Origin of the sequence: Pseudopedobacter saltans DSM 12145, assembly GCF_000190735.1 — a bacterium.
Classification (GTDB): domain Bacteria; phylum Bacteroidota; class Bacteroidia; order Sphingobacteriales; family Sphingobacteriaceae; genus Pseudopedobacter; species Pseudopedobacter saltans.
In genome coordinates this window covers 2,734,602-2,751,640 of record NC_015177.1, presented here as the reverse complement: position 1 = coordinate 2,751,640, position 17,039 = coordinate 2,734,602, and the positions used below count along the sequence as shown (strand labels likewise).

General features: G+C 36.4%; 15 protein-coding genes. 9 read left to right on the top strand and 6 right to left on the bottom strand.

Going from position 1 to position 17,039, the window contains the following annotated elements; genetic code table 11:
* Window positions 1-47: 47 nt before the first annotated feature.
* Complete coding sequence (locus PEDSA_RS11910) at window positions 48-1,739, top strand: ABC transporter substrate-binding protein (RefSeq protein WP_013633404.1); 1,692 nt, start codon at window positions 48-50, stop codon at window positions 1,737-1,739.
* Window positions 1,740-2,015: 276 nt separating this feature from the next.
* Window positions 2,016-2,423 (top strand): response regulator, encoded by a 408-nt coding sequence (locus PEDSA_RS11905; RefSeq protein ID WP_013633403.1) that lies wholly within the window; start codon window positions 2,016-2,018, stop codon window positions 2,421-2,423.
* Window positions 2,424-2,557: 134 nt separating this feature from the next.
* On the opposite strand, the gene PEDSA_RS11900 is transcribed toward PEDSA_RS11905, so the two are convergent.
* Window positions 2,558-3,370, bottom strand: a complete 813-nt coding sequence (locus PEDSA_RS11900; RefSeq protein WP_013633402.1) for an MBL fold metallo-hydrolase — start codon at window positions 3,368-3,370, stop codon at window positions 2,558-2,560.
* 60 nt (window positions 3,371-3,430) lie between these two features.
* Here PEDSA_RS11900 and recJ point away from each other — a divergent pair, with 60 nt between their 5' ends.
* The 7 genes from recJ (at window position 3,431) to PEDSA_RS11865 (ending at window position 10,750) form a co-directional block, all read left to right on the top strand.
* On the top strand, window positions 3,431-5,131 hold the full coding sequence (gene recJ, locus PEDSA_RS11895; protein ID WP_041537059.1) for a single-stranded-DNA-specific exonuclease RecJ: 1,701 nt from the start codon (window positions 3,431-3,433) through the stop codon (window positions 5,129-5,131).
* A gap of 7 nt (window positions 5,132-5,138) precedes the next feature.
* Window positions 5,139-5,921 carry an LPS export ABC transporter ATP-binding protein gene (gene lptB, locus PEDSA_RS11890; protein ID WP_013633400.1) on the top strand — a complete coding sequence of 261 codons (783 nt, stop codon included), beginning with the start codon at window positions 5,139-5,141 and terminating at the stop codon, window positions 5,919-5,921.
* Between the two features lie 100 nt (window positions 5,922-6,021).
* Window positions 6,022-7,536: a GH3 auxin-responsive promoter family protein gene (locus PEDSA_RS11885; protein ID WP_013633399.1), complete on the top strand. Its 1,515-nt coding sequence runs from the start codon at window positions 6,022-6,024 to the stop codon at window positions 7,534-7,536.
* A gap of 78 nt (window positions 7,537-7,614) precedes the next feature.
* Window positions 7,615-8,187, top strand: a complete 573-nt coding sequence (locus PEDSA_RS11880; protein WP_013633398.1) for an RNA polymerase sigma factor — start codon at window positions 7,615-7,617, stop codon at window positions 8,185-8,187.
* Window positions 8,168-8,887: a hypothetical protein gene (locus tag PEDSA_RS11875; protein WP_013633397.1), complete on the top strand. Its 720-nt coding sequence runs from the start codon at window positions 8,168-8,170 to the stop codon at window positions 8,885-8,887. The genes PEDSA_RS11880 and PEDSA_RS11875 overlap by 20 nt, the downstream gene beginning before the upstream one ends.
* A 1-nt stretch (window position 8,888) precedes the next feature.
* Entirely contained in the window at window positions 8,889-9,695 is an 807-nt protein-coding gene (locus tag PEDSA_RS11870) for an outer membrane beta-barrel protein (RefSeq protein WP_013633396.1), read from the top strand.
* A gap of 86 nt (window positions 9,696-9,781) precedes the next feature.
* Window positions 9,782-10,750: an ABC transporter ATP-binding protein gene (locus PEDSA_RS11865; protein ID WP_013633395.1), complete on the top strand. Its 969-nt coding sequence runs from the start codon at window positions 9,782-9,784 to the stop codon at window positions 10,748-10,750.
* Here the strand turns inward: PEDSA_RS11865 and ilvA are convergent.
* The 5 genes from ilvA to leuC all read right to left on the bottom strand — a co-directional run bounded on the left by ilvA (window position 10,747) and on the right by leuC (window position 17,025).
* Window positions 10,747-11,982 (bottom strand): threonine ammonia-lyase IlvA, encoded by a 1,236-nt coding sequence (gene ilvA, locus PEDSA_RS11860; RefSeq protein ID WP_013633394.1) that lies wholly within the window; start codon window positions 11,980-11,982, stop codon window positions 10,747-10,749. The two genes, PEDSA_RS11865 and ilvA, sit on opposite strands and share 4 nt — an antisense overlap.
* 121 nt (window positions 11,983-12,103) lie before the next feature.
* Entirely contained in the window at window positions 12,104-13,162 is a 1,059-nt protein-coding gene (leuB, locus tag PEDSA_RS11855; RefSeq protein WP_013633393.1) for a 3-isopropylmalate dehydrogenase, read from the bottom strand.
* A gap of 95 nt (window positions 13,163-13,257) precedes the next feature.
* The gene (locus PEDSA_RS11850; protein ID WP_013633392.1) at window positions 13,258-14,778 is read right to left on the bottom strand and encodes an alpha-isopropylmalate synthase regulatory domain-containing protein; all 1,521 of its coding nucleotides are present in this window, start codon (window positions 14,776-14,778) and stop codon (window positions 13,258-13,260) included.
* A 151-nt stretch (window positions 14,779-14,929) separates the two neighbouring features.
* Window positions 14,930-15,526 (bottom strand): 3-isopropylmalate dehydratase small subunit, encoded by a 597-nt coding sequence (gene leuD / locus PEDSA_RS11845; RefSeq protein ID WP_013633391.1) that lies wholly within the window; start codon window positions 15,524-15,526, stop codon window positions 14,930-14,932.
* A gap of 104 nt (window positions 15,527-15,630) precedes the next feature.
* Window positions 15,631-17,025, bottom strand: a complete 1,395-nt coding sequence (leuC, locus tag PEDSA_RS11840) for a 3-isopropylmalate dehydratase large subunit (RefSeq protein ID WP_013633390.1) — start codon at window positions 17,023-17,025, stop codon at window positions 15,631-15,633.
* Window positions 17,026-17,039: the final 14 nt, after the last annotated feature.

Genomic DNA, 17,039 nt, shown 5'->3' with positions numbered 1-17,039 from the left:
TGTAAAATTTGTTTTTTTTGGATAGTTTAGGCCAATAAAATCGTTAAATGGCCTCGTATCGTAAAATTGTCTTTGTAGTAGCTTCATTAATTTTAATTTTAGTGCAATCAAGTTATGGGCAGGGAGATACGGTAAACTTACAGTTAAGGTGGAAACATCAATTCCAATTCGCTGGATATTATGCTGCACAGAAAAAAGGTTTTTATGAAAATGAAAATCTAAAAGTTAAAATTCAGGAATATACTCCAGGGCATTCATCTGTGGATATTGTCCTTTCTGGTGAGGCCCAATATGGCGTGTTCGGTAGTGATGTTTTGTTATCATATATGCAGGGAAAGCCTGTTAAGGTTCTCGCCTGTATCTTTCAGCATTCCCCGTATTCTATCCTTTCTTTGGAAGGCAGAGGAGTTTCCAAACCTACAGATTTATCTGGCAAGAAGATTATGGCAGCAGAAATGGGAAGTATAATCTTAAAGTCTCTACTTCAAAATGAAGGTATTCCTCAAGATTCTATTGCAGTTGTTCCCTTAAATATTGATCGCTTTTTTAAAGATTCTACCATAGCTGCTTTAATCGTATATAAAGCGTTTGAACCTTTTAAATACGAAAAAGAAGGATATAAGCCAATACAAATCGATCCATCAGATTATGGTGTGGATTTTTATGGAGACGTTCTTTTTACGTCAGAAAGCGAAACCAGAGATTATCCGGAAAGGACAGAGAAATTTAAACGAGCATCATTAAGAGGGTGGGAATATGCATTGGAACATCCAGATGAAATAATTGACTATATTCTAAAATTGCCAGGAGTTAAGGAACGCGGGATAGACAGACAAATGCTCAGAAAAGAGTTTTTGGTGATGGAAAAGCTGATACGCCCTAATTTGGTTGAGATTGGGCATATGAATAAAGGCAGATGGGAGTTTATTTTAAAACGTTTCTCTCAACTGGGAATAACGACGGTACATAAAAGTACAGAGGATTTACTTTATTTTCCTGAAAATAAAGTATTTATGTATGCTAAAGTTTCTGTTTATTTGATAGGCTTATTGCTGGTAGTTGCTTTATTCTTTTTTATCAGAAGCGTTTTTATAAAACATAATCTCGTTCGAGAACAACAAAAGGTTATGGAAATGGATACGAAGAGCAGGTTTAACGAAGAAAGTCTAAGGCTAATATTGAATAATGCGGGTATCTTACTCTGGGATTGGAACCGTCTATCTAATTCTTTTTCTTTTTTAGGGTATAATGATGATATCGATAGCTATACTTCGATTTACCAATTCAAAAATGCACTGCATACAGAAGATCAGGACAAGTTAGATATGTTTGTCGATTTACTGCCAGAAAATTTCAGAGAGGAAATTAGAATAAAAATAGGGGAAACTTTTCAATGGAAACTGCTAACCATTAAAGCCAGAAAATTTGATGACGAAAATTCACCGCTGATATATACTGGGATGTTAATAGATATTTCTGAAATAAAGCAGAAAGAAGAACATTTAGATGAACTTTCAAAAGAATTAGAAACAACTAATTCTGAACTTGAGAAATTTGCATATATAACCTCTCATAATATCCGGGCACCGATTGTAAACCTGGAAAGTCTGATGGATTTTTACGATGTTGATTGTATTGATAAGGAAGCAAACAATGATATTGTAAATAAAATCCATATCTCTGTTCAACGTCTTAAAGACACGCTAGAAGATTTAATCCTTGTCACCTCTAGAAAATAATTCAAATAAACTTTTTTGGTATATAAAATGTTGATACTTTTTTAGATTGAATGATTTTACTATCTTAGAACAGCTAATTAATAATTTAATTTTTATAAAAAAAATTTTTTAGAGTTAAAATTAATTTTAGTGATATTTGTTCTTTTTCGAAGACTTAAATGTGAAAATGTTATAGCTGCTTTTTAAATTATATGAGGCAGTAAGTTGAATAAAGAATGAATAGCAAATTGTATTTAGAAATAACTTTTAAAGATTACTATCGTAAAAGCCAGTGGAATGTCGAACGAAACCTTAAAGATATTGATTATCGATGATGATGAAATCAATAATTTCATTGCCACTAAGCTTATAGATAGAATTGAGCCACCTGCTGTTGTCTCTACTTGTTTAAACGGAAAAGAGGGAATGGATTTTTTAGAAAGTAATATCGGAAACACAGAAAAACTCCCGGATATTATTCTTTTAGATATTAATATGCCTGTTATGAACGGCTGGCAATTTTTGGATGCTTTTGATAAAATAAAAGATCGAATGGGAAAAGATATACATATCAATATGCTCTCTTCTTCTGTTTATAACGATGACATAACAAAGTCGCAGACTTATTCTACCGTTCGGAAATTTATATCAAAACCGCTTACAACAGATAAAATAAAGGAAATTTACAGCAATCTGGGATATTAGGTACAGTTTTGAAATTTATTTGTTCCCTTTTAGGCTGGAATGAAATACACTTCCTGAAATAGCAGAACTTCTGCATTTCAGGAAAATATAATTTGTAGTTTAAAGGCAACGTTTAAATAATAAATCTAAATACTTTAAACAGGTTCGATTTTAAATCCATGCTCATCACCACTAACACGACTTGCAGTTTTTCCTTTAGAATGATAATATAAACAGATCCAGTTTTCTGCCGCAGCTTTTTTTCCGTATTCTGTTCTTAAATCTTTTGCCAATTTACCATCGAAATCATATTTCGCGACGAAATTTCTAATCAATTGCTCTGGTTCAGGAAGGATATCTCCACCAAAAAAGTAATGTTCGCCACCAGAAAGGATATGAAAGACCTGATGGAATTCTGAATGTCCGCCGGTTAATTCATAACTTATTTCGTCAGTTAAAATACCGCTACCTTCTATTAGTATAATTTGCCCCGAGCGTTGTATAACATCAAATATTTCTGTTCTGTAAGATCTGGAATTTGCAGAGTAGGCATGTTCCCATTCCTGAGCATTTATTATGTATTCTGCGTTGGGGAATGAGGGTTCCAATTTTCCGTTCTTATTCCACACCATTCCTCCACTATGATCATAATGAAGATGACTCATTAGCACCTTAGTTACATCTTCTGGAGTGTATCCTGCAGCTTTAATATTTTCATGAATAATTAAGTTCCCATCTTTATTGTTCATTCCAAGTCCGGTATCTAAAACCAATAATTCTTTATCAGTTTTTATCAGAAAAGGATTGACATGTATAAATAACGATCCTGGCCTGTCGCTGGTTTTGTCAACGTCCGGGTTAAAGGGAATAAATTTTTTGGAAGAGTCTACCGAGTAAGACCCTTCGCCAAGTGTATGTAGTTCCAAAGTCTTAAAAATTATAATTGCCCATATATCAATAGCTTGCATTTCTTGTTGTAATCATGCCATTGATTATTGTATATTTACTGGGTTACACAATGCAAATATATGGAAAAAAGGTGGGCAGAGCACTTAATAACAAATTTTGAAGCAGTTGACAAACTTGCACAAGAGTTGAATATTAGCGATATTCTTGCCCATATGCTTTACAACAGGGGAATAACTTCTTTTTCTGAAGCGAAAGCATTTTTTCGTCCCGAATTACAGCATTTGCATGATCCGTTTTTAATGAACGGAATGGAAGAGGCAGTTGCAAGAATAGAAGAAGCTATAAGAGAAAATGAAAATATTCTTGTTTATGGAGATTATGATGTAGATGGTACTACTTCTGTGGCTTTGGTGTATTCTTTTTTTAAAGAAATTTATCCGAATATAAGTTATTATATCCCCGACAGATATATTGAAGGCTATGGTATATCTTCTCAGGGTATCGATTTTGCCGCTGATAATGACGTTTCTCTAATTATAGCGTTAGACTGTGGGATAAAAGCAGTAGATAAAGTAGAGTATGCAAAAAGTAAAGGGATTGATTTTATTATCTGCGATCACCATTTACCGGGAGAGGAAATTCCGGCTGCCGTAGCGGTACTTGATCCTAAAAGACTCGACTGTAATTATCCTTACAAAGAGCTTTCTGGTTGTGGATTAGGATTTAAATTGGCTCAGGCATATGCAGAGAAAAATGATGTCCCATTTGAAAAAGTTTGCGAATATTTAGATTTGGTTGCTGTAAGTATAGCGTCTGATATTGTTCCTATTACTGGTGAAAATAGGGTTCTAGCCTATTATGGCTTACAAAAACTGAACAATAATCCATGTAACGGACTGAAAGCTCTGATAGAACTATCCGGTAAGACAGATAGATTTACTATTTCCGATATTGTTTTCTCAATTGGTCCGAGGATTAATGCAGCAGGAAGGATAGATGACGCGAAACATTCCGTAAGACTTCTAATTGCTTCGTCAACCCAACTGGCGGAAGATGCTGGTTTTATTATCAATTTAAAAAATACCGAGCGTAAAGAATACGATACCAATATTACCGAACAAGCTTTGAATATGATAGGCAGTTCGCCGGAAATGATCGGCAGAAAATCGACAGTCGTTTACGATAAAAACTGGCATAAAGGAGTGATAGGTATTGTTGCGAGTCGTTTGACAGAAAAATACTATAAACCAACCGTTGTTTTAACAGATTCTAACGGGCATGTAGCTGGTTCTGCCCGCTCTGTTTTGGGATACGATTTATACGAAGCGCTTTGCGAGTGCAGTGATCTGCTGGAGCAGTTTGGCGGGCATAAATATGCCGCTGGGCTGACAATGAAACCGGAAAATGTAAATAAATTTATCGAACGGTTTGAAACAGTAGTAGCGTCGAGTATCACAGAAGAAATGTTGGTACAACAGATCAGTGTTGAAAAATGTATAGGTCTTTCAGATATAACTCCTAAGTTTTTCAGGATACTGAATCAGTTTGCTCCATTTGGGCCTCAAAATATGGTTCCCATTTTTATGACAAGGGAAGTATATTCTTATGGCTATGGTTCTATTGTTGGAAACAACCATTTAAAGATGAGTGTAAGGCAGAAGGACAGTTCGGTTTTCGAATGTATTGGTTTTGGTTTGGGAGATTACCTGGAACAAATCAATAGAGGAACACCATTTGATATTTGTTATACCATAGAAGAAAATGTCTGGAAAGACAGACGTAGTATCCAATTGAACATTAAAGGAATAAAAACCTATTAACAGTTTTATGAAGTTAAGAGCAGAAAACCTTGTAAAGAAATATAAACAGCGTACCGTAGTAAACAATGTTTCATTTCATGTGTCGCAGGGAGAGATTGTTGGTTTATTAGGACCAAATGGTGCCGGAAAAACAACGTCTTTTTATATGATTGTTGGTTTGATAAAACCTAATGAAGGGCATGTTTATCTGGAGGATTTGGAGATTACCGAAGATCCGATGTATCGTAGGGCGCAAAAAGGAATAGGTTATCTGGCTCAGGAAGCATCTGTTTTTAGAAAGCTTACTGTCGAAGAAAATATTATGGCTGTCTTAGAAATGACTAAACTTACTAAAGCAGAGCAAAAAGACAAGCTGGAACAGTTAATAGATGAATTTAGCTTACATAAAGTAAGAAAGAATAGAGGAGATTTGTTATCTGGTGGTGAGCGTAGAAGGACCGAAATAGCAAGAGCTCTGGCAGCAGATCCAAAATTTATTTTATTAGATGAGCCATTTGCTGGAGTTGACCCAATAGCGGTAGAAGAAATTCAAACCATTGTTGCGAGGCTGAAACATAGAAATATTGGTATTCTTATTACAGACCATAACGTAAACGAAACTTTGTCTATTACAGACAGAGCTTATTTACTGACGGAAGGTAAAATAATGCTTTCGGGAACTCCGCAGGAAATAGCATCAAACGAGATGGCCAGAAAATTTTATCTCGGACAGCATTTTGAGTTAAAGATCAAAAAATTTGAAGTTGAAGGACAGTTAAAAACTGTGGGACGGCCACATGAGGAGGAATAATCAATGTTGGGGATTGGAATGTTGGATAGGATTTATCAACGACGACGAAAAACTAACAACGGGGTAACACTAAATACTAACAAAAAAACTAACAACAAGAATGACCATAGTTAATTCCTTCCTTAATTGGGTAATGAAAAAGCGGATGCACCAAATTGAGCTTTTCATGAAATATCCAGATGAGGTACAAGAAGAATGGTTTCATGAACTTATCCATTCCGCGGTTGGAACTGAATGGGGAAAAACATACGACTATCGATCAATAGAGAGTGTCGAAGACTACAGGGAAAGAGTACCTATCCAAAACTACGAAACTTTAAAGCCTTATATAGAAAGAATGTTGAAGGGTGAACAGAACATCCTCTGGCCTTCTGAAGTGAAATGGTTTGCAAAATCTTCAGGGACAACAAGTGATAGAAGTAAATTTATCCCTGTTACACAGGAATCGCTGGAAGAATGTCATTTTAAAGGTGGCAAGGATATGCTTGCTATCTATTGCAATAATAACCCTGAAGCACGGATATTTACCGGTAAAAGTTTGGTTTTAGGAGGTAGTCATCAAATTAACCAGCTAAATACAGACTCTTTCTATGGTGATCTTTCTGCGGTACTGATTAAAAATATTCCAATTTGGGCTGAATTGATGCGTACGCCCGATATGTCTATCGCACTGATGGATAACTATGAGGAAAAAATAGAGAAGATGGCAAAGGTTACGATTAACGAAAATGTAACCAATATTGTGGGAGTGCCTACTTGGACAATTGTTCTCGCTAAAAGGGTACTGGAGCTAACGGGTAAAGATAACTTGATGGAGGTTTGGCCTAACCTGGAGCTCTACATTCATGGAGCGGTAAATTTTGAGCCCTATAAAGATCAATTTGAGTCATTGGTTCCAAATAAATCTATGTATTATCTGGAGACTTATAATGCATCAGAAGGCTTTTTTGGGATTCAGGATCACGGGCAAGAAAAGGACTTATTGCTTATGCTGGACTATGGGATTTATTACGAATTTATACCAATGGAGCATATTGATGAGGAGAATCCTAAAGCATTGTCTTTGCATGAGGTAGAGTTAGGGAAGAACTATGCTATTGTCATCAGTACAAATGGTGGTCTTTGGCGCTATATGATAGGTGATACTGTCAAATTCACTTCTTTAAGTCCATACCGAATTCGCATAACAGGAAGAACAAAGCATTTTATTAATGCATTTGGCGAAGAGGTTATTATCGAAAATGCTGAAAAAGCGCTTACTAAAGCTTGTTCCGAAACTGATGCATCGATTTTGGATTATACAGCCTGCCCCATATATTTTTCTGGAGAAGATGTTGGTGGTCACGAATGGATTATAGAGTTTGAAAGGGCTCCAAATGAATTCGATAGATTTATAGATATTCTGGATAATACTTTACGCGAAGTTAATTCTGATTATGATGCTAAGCGTTTTAAAGATATGGCTTTAAAACGGCCGTTGGTCCACCATGCACCAAATGGAACTTTTTACAAATGGTTAAAGCATAAGGGCAAATTAGGTGGACAGCATAAAGTTCCGAGATTGGCTAATGAGAGGAAGTATGTAGACGAAATCCTGGAAATCATCAGGAATTAGAAAATCGCTCATTAAGGCGATTTTTTTTGTTTTTATTGTAACCATTGTTATTTATAGATCGTCTTACCAGTAAATAAGATGAATTTGCAAAACAAGTACTCACTCTCCGAAATTATAGAAGGTTGTCAGAAAACAGATCGGCGTTTTCAGGAACTTTTATATAAAATGATGGCATCCAAGATGCTTGGAGTTTGTATGCGTTATGCGAAAACCAAGTTCGAAGCAGAGGATATCCTACAAACTGGTTTTATAAAGGTATTTAAACACATTCAATCTTATAAAGCAGAAGGTTCTTTTGAAGGTTGGATAAGGAGAATCATGGTCAATACTTCAATTGAGTTTTACAGGAAAAGTATGCGAACCCTTAATGTTCTGGATATAGAAGAAACAGGTGTGGAGATCAGCTCTTCTGAAATAGAGTTAAGCAGTATACAGGCTAAAGATTTGATGACGCTTATTCAGAGTTTGTCTGAAGTTTACAGAATGGTTTTTAACATGTATGCGATAGAAGGATATTCGCATAAAGAAATAGCCAATACTTTAGGTATAACGGAAGGAGCTTCCAAAGTTCAGTTAAGCAGAGCAAGAACTGTTCTGAAAGAAAAAATAAAAAAATTAGAAAGGCAAGGTTATGAAGTCAATGTCGGATAAAGAGTTTGATGCTTTTTTTAAAGCTTCTTTGGAAGAGTTCGAAGAAGAGCCTACCAAAGATTTTTGGGTTGCAATAGAAAGTGAAACTAATTCTTCTGAACCTGATAGCAGAAAGAATAAGTTCCCTTTTCTATGGGCTGCAGCCAGTTTAATTCTGTTGGGATTAGGTTTTGTGTTTTTTAAGAGTGATGCAGAAAGGGTACAACTAAGAAGTGAAAAAATAGAAATCACCAATTCGCAAGTTGAAATTTCTGAAACTTATAGTCGACCTGTCAATCATCCTGGATTTAAACCAAACAATCAGGCCGAGAATGAGAAAAGATTTTTGGAATTAATGGCTTCAACAGAGCTGGAAGATAAACCGGTAGAAAAAAGAAGGCGTTATATGGAAAATCTACCGGATCGATCAGCAGAAATTAAAGAAAGGCAACTGGTAAAAGTAGTAAGTAATGTAATCGATAAAAATCAGGACACGGAAAAGCAAGAACCAGAAATTAAGTTGCAAGAAACATTGGTACAGGTTGATAGCCCCCAGGAAACAAAAGAAAGGGTGCGAACATTAGGCGATCTGGTAAATTTTGTAGTTGGAAAAATAGATAAACGTGAAAATAAAATTATCCATGTAAGCAAGACCGATGAAAGCGATATGGAGATAACAGGAATTAATTTAGGTTTGATAAAATATAGGAAAGCGTATTAATATGAAGAAAATTTTAACATTACTATTTATTGGGACTGTACTTTTTGCTAATGCACAGACAGATTCTACGAAAGTGAAAAGGCAAACAAAAATAGAGATAGGATCAGAAGGAGTAAGTATTCAGGTAGGAAAGGTTGATACCAACAAGACTGGCAAGAGATACAGCAAATATCCCAAAGTGAATTTTGGATTTAATTTCGAACATTTCGATCTTGGGCTTAGCAAATATCATAACGGAAGCGATTTCGGTTTTCCGGATAGTTATGGCTTCTTAGACCACGAAGTATGGAAAACCCATACTATAGGTTTTGATGTTTTACAGTTTGGCGTTCGTTTCAATTCTAACTTTAAGATTATGCTGGCGGCCGGATTGGATTGGAATCATATTCGACTGAAGAGAAATGATATTACCATTTTGGCAGATAATCCGGTTTTGGCTTATCAGGAAGATCCGAATCTAAATTTAAAGAAGAATAGATTTAGCAACAGATATTTAAGAGTTCCGCTTTATTTCGAGTTTAGATCCAATGAGTCTAAAAGCAGTAAGCGTTTTTCCTTTGTAGCAGGGCCAGAGGTAGGTTTTCTGATTGATGGTAAGTTAAAGCAAAAGTCCCAAAATGGTGAAAGAACAAAGGTTAAAGACAATTTCAACTTCGAGCAATTCAGGTATGGAGCAAATGTACGACTGGGTTACGGAGGTGCCGGACTGTTCTTCAAATATTATTTCAACGATGTTTTTGCTAAAAATGAAGCTCCGGGTTTAGAAGGTTATAAAAATATGTCATTTGGACTGACGTTTGGTTTTTAGCTTTCGATTTTCCAAATCTAAAATAGCCCCGTTTTTAAGCGGGGCTATTTTGTTTTTGTATCTTTACGACCTTTGTAGAGACTGTAATGGATACATTGATTAAGCTTAATAACGTTTATAGAAACTATCTGGAAAATCAACACTCAGGAGTTTCGGGAATAAGTCTGGAAATAAAAAGAGGAGAAATAGTAAGTATAGTGGGGGAGAGCGGTAGTGGAAAATCTACTTTATTAAAGCTTATCTATGGAATTTTGGTTCCGGAAATAGGAGAAGTACTTTATGAAAATAAGCGTATTCAAGGTCCGGGCGAAAAATTAATCCCAGGGCATGATGATATGCGTATGGTGACTCAGGAAGTCACTTTAAATCTTTATGCCAGAGTGTTTGATAATATCTCAGGACAGCTTTCCAATACTGACTTGCAAACAAAAAATGATCTGACAGTGAAAACTATGAAATTTTTACGGATAGATCATCTGGCAAACAAAAAAATCGTTGATTTAAGTGGTGGCGAACAACAACGTGTAGCAATAGCAAGAGCCATTATTACAGAACCTACCGTGTTATTGCTGGACGAACCGTTTAGCATGATTGATACGATCTTAAAGAAGCAGCTAAGGGACGATATTGAGCGTTTGTCTAAAGAGTTGAATATCACAGTTATCATGGTGTCTCATGATCCTTCGGATGCCTTATCTTTGGCGGATAAATTAGTTATTATCAGAGAGGGAAAAGTTGTTAGGCAAGGGCATCCTAAAGAAATTTATAAAAATCCTGAAAGTGCTTATGTAGCTAAGTTATTAGGTGCTGCGAATATTCTGAACGGGGAAGGTTCTGAACAATATGCGGTATACCCTCAGGACGTAATCATAGGTGATTCCGAAAATGTTATGGAAGCCAAATTAAAATCAATTCACTTTAATGGATCTTATAATGAACTTACTCTAAGTTTGGATGGCAAGCAAATAGTGGCTTATGATTTTAGTTTTTTAGATATAGATCCACTTTCAGAGTTGAAGATAAAATTTAGAAATAAAAAGGCCTTGTCCAGTTAAATGAAGTACTCAAACAACGTTTCGTCCTGATTAATCTCTTTAAAATCAAAGTTATAATGTGTCATCCTTTTTAAGAGGGAAGCATAGTCTTTAGCATCCTTTAATTCTATTCCCACTAATGCCGGACCTCTCTCACGTTCAGTTTTCTTAATAAATTCAAAACGGGTAATATCATCATCGGGGCCCAAAACTTCATTTACAAACAATTTAAGTGCTCCCGGACGTTGCGGAAAACGAACAATGAAATAATGTTTAAGACCTTCGTATAAAAGTGAGCGTTCTTTAATTTCTCCCATTCGGTCTATATCATTATTTCCACCGCTAACGATGCAAACGACTTTTTTACCTTTAATCTGCTCTTTATAATTATCTAAAGCGGCAATAGAAAGGGCCCCGGCGGGTTCTACTACAATTGCATCCTCGTTATATAATTTTAAAATTGTAGTACAGACTTTCCCTTCGGAAACATTGCTAACGTCGTCTACCAGCTCCTTACAAGTTTCAAAATTTAGTTTTCCAACCCGTTTTACGGCAGCGCCATCTACAAATCTGCTCATTTTTTCTAAAGTGACAGGCTGATTAGCATCCAAAGCGGCTTTCATAGACGCTGCCTCGGCAGGTTCTATACCAGCAATAAAAATCTGAGGTTTGTTCTTCTTTAGATAAAGAGAAATTCCGGAAATTAATCCACCACCTCCAATAGGAGAAATAACCATATCTACACCTGGTAAATCTTGTAAAATCTCTACTCCAACAGTGCTTTGCCCTTCTATGATGGCCGCAGAGTCAAAAGGAGGGACAAATACCATATCATGTTTTTTAGCGTAGGCCAAAGCTTCCTGCTGGCAATCGTCAAAAGTATCGCCAGTTAAGATGATTTCTACTTTGTCCTTACCAAACATATTGGTTTGGTTAATTTTTTGTTTTGGTGTAGGTTGCGGCATAAAAATAACACCTTTTATTCCTAAATGCTGGCATGAATAAGCCACACCTTGTGCATGATTTCCGGCACTTGCACATACCACTCCTTTTTTTGCCTGTTCTTTAGAAAGTGCACTGATAAGATTGTATGCTCCTCTTATTTTATAAGATCTTACAATTTGTAAGTCCTCTCTTTTCAGATAAACCTCACATTGATATCTTTCAGAAAGCCTTTGGTTATACTCTAATGGTGTTTTTTTTACAATGCCTTTTAATCTCTCGGCTGCGGCAAATGGATTGATGGAAATCATGACAATTGGAATTGATAATTAGTAAATGTAATAAAAACTGTCTTATGCTTAAACAAAAAAACCGACGCTGTAAGCGCCGGTTTTCAATATATCAAGTCGTAACTTAAAAATTATAACTCAATTAAATATTCTCAGCTAACCAGTTTCCAACTTCGCTTGTTTTGTAAGCTTTATTAGAACCTGCTAAATCTTCAGTAACAATTCCCGCTGCTAAAGATTTATTAACTACTTCTCTGATCGCTTCGGCTTCTTCTTTTAAACCGAAAGCGTCTTCGAACATCATTGCAGCAGAAAGAACAGTAGCTAATGGATTAGCGATGTCTTTTCCTGCGGCTTGTGGATAGGAACCATGGATTGGCTCGTATAAAGACGTATGAACGCCTTTAGAAGCAGATGGCATTAATCCCATAGAACCAGAGATAACAGAAGCTTCGTCAGTTAAAATATCACCAAAAAGGTTTTCTGTAATCATAACATCGTAAGAGTTAGGCCATTGTACCAAACGCATAGCAACCGCATCTACGAATTCATAAGATACTGTAACTTCCGGATAATCTTTTTCCATTGCCTGTACGGTTTCTCTCCATAAACGAGAGCTTTCCAATACGTTCGCTTTGTCCACACAGCATAATTTTTTGCCTCTAGTCATAGCTAACTCGAAACCTAATTTTGCCAAACGTTGGATTTCTTCTCTAGTATAAGTACAGGTATCAAAAGCAGTATTTCCATCGTCTTTTCTACCTCTTTCACCAAAGTAAATACCACCAGTTAATTCACGTAAGATAATTAAGTCGGTACCTTCAATTCTTTCTCTTTTTAATGGAGAATTGTCAATTAAAGAAGGGAATGTAAAAGTAGGACGTACGTTTGCGAATAAACCTAATTTTTGGCGCATTTTCAATAAGCCTTGTTCTGGACGAACGGTAGCTTTAGGGTCATTATCGTATTTAGGATCGCCAATTGCACCAAAAAGTACGGCATCTGCAGCCATACAAACTTCGTGTGTTGAGTCTGGGTAAGGTTCTCCACAAGCATCAATCGCAGAAGCGCCTGTTAAGGCTTTTGTCCAATTGATTTCATGGTTGAATTTCTTTGCTACAGCGTCACAAACTTTAACAGCCTGATCTACTACTTCTGGTCCGATACCGTCACCCGGTAAAAGGGCAATATTTAATTTCATTTTATTGTATTTATTTTTATTAGTATCAAGTTCTTAGTATCAGGTATCAAGTATTAAAAGTCTTGCTACTTAATACTTGCGACTTGTTACTTTTATCAAATTATATTAAGCATTTTTTGGGTAGCGATAATGGCGCAAACCGTTTGATCAGAATCTAACCCTCTTGTTGTAAAAGTCTTATTTTCTGTTTCCCATGTAATGGTGGTCTCACATAAGGCATCAGTACTGCTTCCCGGAGCTATCCTTACCGCATAGTCTACCAGTTTAGGTAAAGCCAATTTCTTTTTCTTATAAACTTTGGCTAAGGCATTCATGAAAGCGTCAAACTGACCATCACCTTGGGAATTCTCTTCGAAAAGTTCCCCCTCTATATTGACAGAAACTGTGGCAGAAGGGCGTAATCCTTTGGAATGTGTTAAAACGTAAGATTCTACAGCTACTTTTTCTGTATAAGAAGAGCTTTTGTCTAATACGTCTGAAATGATATAAGGCAGATCTTCTTTAGTAACTGTTTCTTTTTTATCACCCAATTCTATTACTCGTTGGGTAACTTTTTTAAGGTCTTCGTCATTCAGTTTTAAACCTAACTCCTGAAGATTTTTTTCAATATTAGCCTTCCCTGATGTTTTACCTAATGCATATTTGCGTTTTCTACCGAAACGCTCTGGAAGTAAGTCGCTGAAATACAGGTTTTTCTTGTTGTCTCCATCTGCATGGATACCTGCTGTTTGGGTAAATACATTATCGCCTGTTATAGGTTTATTAACAGGGATACGTACTCCGGAAAAAGTTTCAACCAACTTACTTACCTTATAAATAGAAGACTCTTTGACGTTGATTTCTATTTCAGGTAAAAAATCACGTATCACGGCTATAGCGCTTTCAATAGGGGCATTTCCGGCTCTTTCTCCCATACCGTTAATGGTTAAATGGAGTCCATCCACACCTGCTTTTACGGCTTCAAGAACGTTTGCAGTGCCTAAATCGTAATCGTTATGCGCATGGAAATCCAAATGTAAATCAGGATAGCCAGACTTTACTTTAGTAATAAATTGATATGCTTCCCATGGCGACAAAATACCCAAAGTATCAGGTAACATCACCCTTTTTATTGGTTGTTTTGATATGAAATCCAGGTATTGAAATACATATTCAGGAGAATTACGCATTCCGTTACTCCAATCTTCCAGATAAACATTGGTGGAAATTCCGTGTTGTTGCGCAAGTGCTATTGTCTGCGCTATTTCAGAGAAATGTTGCTCTGGAGTTTTCTTTAATTGGTGTGTCAGGTGGTTAAGGGATCCTTTGGTTAAAAGATTTTGAACTTTTACACCAGCTTTTACCATCCAATCTATAGAAATACCTTTATCAACAAAGGTAAGTACCTCTATTTTATGCAGATAATTATTTTCGCCGGCCCACGAACAAATGTTCTTTACGGCTTCAAACTCTCCATCTGAAACTCTTGCAGAAGCAATTTCTATGCGGTCTACCAAAAGTTCTTCGAGTAAAAGTTTAGCAAGTGTTAGTTTTTCTGAAGCGGAAAATGAAACTCCAGAGGTCTGTTCTCCATCACGGAGAGTGGTATCCATTATTTCTATTTTCCTTTTATTCATTATTGATTTTTTGAATTAGTAGCTTCACCTTGGCCCCCTCTCCTCCAAAGGAGTCCCTTCGGGACGAAAGAGGGGATAAGGGATAGTGCTTTTTGTTTCTTTCTACAATTATTTTAAAGCTTTAAGCCTTTAGCTTTCTGTTTTTAGCTTCTTAAAATGGTCTTGTTTCCGCGAAAGCTTCAATTTCAGAAGTCATGCTTTTTAAGTAATCGATATCGTCGAAACCGTTTAACATGTTTCCTTTTTTGTAGCTATTGATATCAAATTTCTCTGATTCGCCAGTAGCCAATAGGGTTATTGTTTGCTCTGGAAGATTAATTTCCAATTCGGTTTCTGGATTGTCATAGATCGCTGCAAAGATTTTCTCTAAAAACTCGGGGCTGATTTGAACAGGTAATACACCAATATTTAAGCAGTTGTTTTTGAAGATATCTGCAAAGAAGCTAGAAACTACGCATCTGAAACCATAGTCATATACAGCCCATGCAGCGTGTTCTCTTGAAGAGCCAGAACCGAAATTTTTACCACCAACTAATATTTTTCCTTTGTAAGTAGGATCGTTTAAAACGAAATCTGCTTTAGGAGTATCATCAGCATTGTATCTCCAGTCACGGAAAAGATTATCACCAAATCCAACTCTTTCTGTAGCTTTTAAGAAACGAGCAGGGATAATTTGGTCAGTATCCACATTCTCGATCGGAAGTGGAACTGCTGTACTTGTTAATATATTGAATTTATCGTAAGCCATTTTTATGTTGCATTTACCTAAAATCTTATTTATAGGATTTTAGCGTATCATTATTAGTTTTTTAATTTATGTGCTGCTTAAGCTTAAAGCCTTCGGCATTCAGCTTAAATTAAAGTTCTAGGGTCTGTAACTTTTCCGGTAACAGCAGCAGCAGCAGCTACTAACGGACTAGCTAACATCGTTCTGGAACCTGGTCCTTGTCTGCCTTCAAAGTTTCTGTTAGAAGTACTTACTGCATATTTTCCAGCAGGAACTTTATCATCATTCATCGCTAAACAAGCTGAACAACCTGGTTGACGCAATACGAATCCAGCTTCGGTAAGGATATCTAAAATACCCTCTTCTTTAATTTGAGCTTCAACAATATGAGATCCAGGTACTAACCATGCAGTAACGTTATCTGCTTTATGTCTGCCTTTTACAATAGAAGCAAAAGCTCTGAAATCTTCAATTCTACCGTTTGTACAGCTTCCTACGAAAACATAATCTACTTGTTTACCAATCATAGCATCACCTTCGTTGAAGCCCATGTAGTTTAAAGATTTCTCGTAAGTAGCCACACCACCTTCAACTTGATCTGCATTTGGAACAGATTGAGAGATACCAATTCCCATACCCGGGTTGGTACCATAAGTAATCATTGGCTCGATATCAGAACCTGCAAAAGTATATTCTTTATCAAAAACTGCATCGGCATCAGTTTTCAAAGTTTTCCAATATTCCATTGCTTTGTCCCAGCCTTCACCTTTAGGTGTAAACTCACGGTCTTTAATGTAATTGAAAGTTGTTTCGTCAGGAGCGATCATACCACCACGGGCACCCATTTCTATACTTAGGTTACACACAGTCATACGGCCTTCCATGCTCATTTTTTCGAAAACTTCACCGGCATACTCAACAAAATATCCTGTAGCGCCAGATGTAGTTAATTTTGAAATGATATATAGAGCAACATCTTTTGGTGTAACACCTTTATTAAGGCCACCAGTGATGTTGATTCTCATTTTCTTTGGTTTTGGTTGCATGATACATTGCGTAGTCAAAACCATTTCTACTTCTGAAGTACCTATACCGAAAGCAATAGCTCCGAAAGCACCATGAGTAGAAGTATGAGAGTCACCACAAACAATAGTTGCACCTGGTTGAGTAATACCATATTCTGGTCCTACAACGTGAACAATACCATTTTTTTGGTGTCCTAGTCCCCAGTGGCTAATGCCGTATTGTTTTGCATTCTCTTCCAACGCTTTTAATTGGTTTGCGGAAAGTGGATCTGCAACCGGTAAATGTTGGTTGATTGTTGGTGTATTGTGGTCTGCTGTAGCGAAAGTACGGTTTGGATACAATACAGAATTCCCTCTGTTTTTCAAACCTAAGAAAGCTACCGGACTCGTTACTTCGTGAATCAGATGTCTGTCAATAAAAACAACATCTGGTCCATTTTCAATCTTACGAACAACGTGGCTGTCCCACACTTTATCGAATAACGTTTTGCTCATTTTTATATCGTTTT

Coding starts and splice junctions, on each gene's coding strand:
- PEDSA_RS11910 (WP_013633404.1), top strand. CDS start 48: ATGGCCTCGTATCGTAAAATTGTCTTTGTAGTAGCTTCATTAATTTTA.
- PEDSA_RS11905 (WP_013633403.1), top strand. CDS start 2,016: ATGTCGAACGAAACCTTAAAGATATTGATTATCGATGATGATGAAATC.
- PEDSA_RS11900 (WP_013633402.1), bottom strand. CDS start 3,370: ATGCAAGCTATTGATATATGGGCAATTATAATTTTTAAGACTTTGGAA.
- recJ (WP_041537059.1), top strand. CDS start 3,431: ATGGAAAAAAGGTGGGCAGAGCACTTAATAACAAATTTTGAAGCAGTT.
- lptB (WP_013633400.1), top strand. CDS start 5,139: ATGAAGTTAAGAGCAGAAAACCTTGTAAAGAAATATAAACAGCGTACC.
- PEDSA_RS11885 (WP_013633399.1), top strand. CDS start 6,022: ATGACCATAGTTAATTCCTTCCTTAATTGGGTAATGAAAAAGCGGATG.
- PEDSA_RS11880 (WP_013633398.1), top strand. CDS start 7,615: ATGAATTTGCAAAACAAGTACTCACTCTCCGAAATTATAGAAGGTTGT.
- PEDSA_RS11875 (WP_013633397.1), top strand. CDS start 8,168: ATGAAGTCAATGTCGGATAAAGAGTTTGATGCTTTTTTTAAAGCTTCT.
- PEDSA_RS11870 (WP_013633396.1), top strand. CDS start 8,889: ATGAAGAAAATTTTAACATTACTATTTATTGGGACTGTACTTTTTGCT.
- PEDSA_RS11865 (WP_013633395.1), top strand. CDS start 9,782: ATGGATACATTGATTAAGCTTAATAACGTTTATAGAAACTATCTGGAA.
- ilvA (WP_013633394.1), bottom strand. CDS start 11,982: ATGATTTCCATCAATCCATTTGCCGCAGCCGAGAGATTAAAAGGCATT.
- leuB (WP_013633393.1), bottom strand. CDS start 13,162: ATGAAATTAAATATTGCCCTTTTACCGGGTGACGGTATCGGACCAGAA.
- PEDSA_RS11850 (WP_013633392.1), bottom strand. CDS start 14,778: ATGAATAAAAGGAAAATAGAAATAATGGATACCACTCTCCGTGATGGA.
- leuD (WP_013633391.1), bottom strand. CDS start 15,526: ATGGCTTACGATAAATTCAATATATTAACAAGTACAGCAGTTCCACTT.
- leuC (WP_013633390.1), bottom strand. CDS start 17,025: ATGAGCAAAACGTTATTCGATAAAGTGTGGGACAGCCACGTTGTTCGT.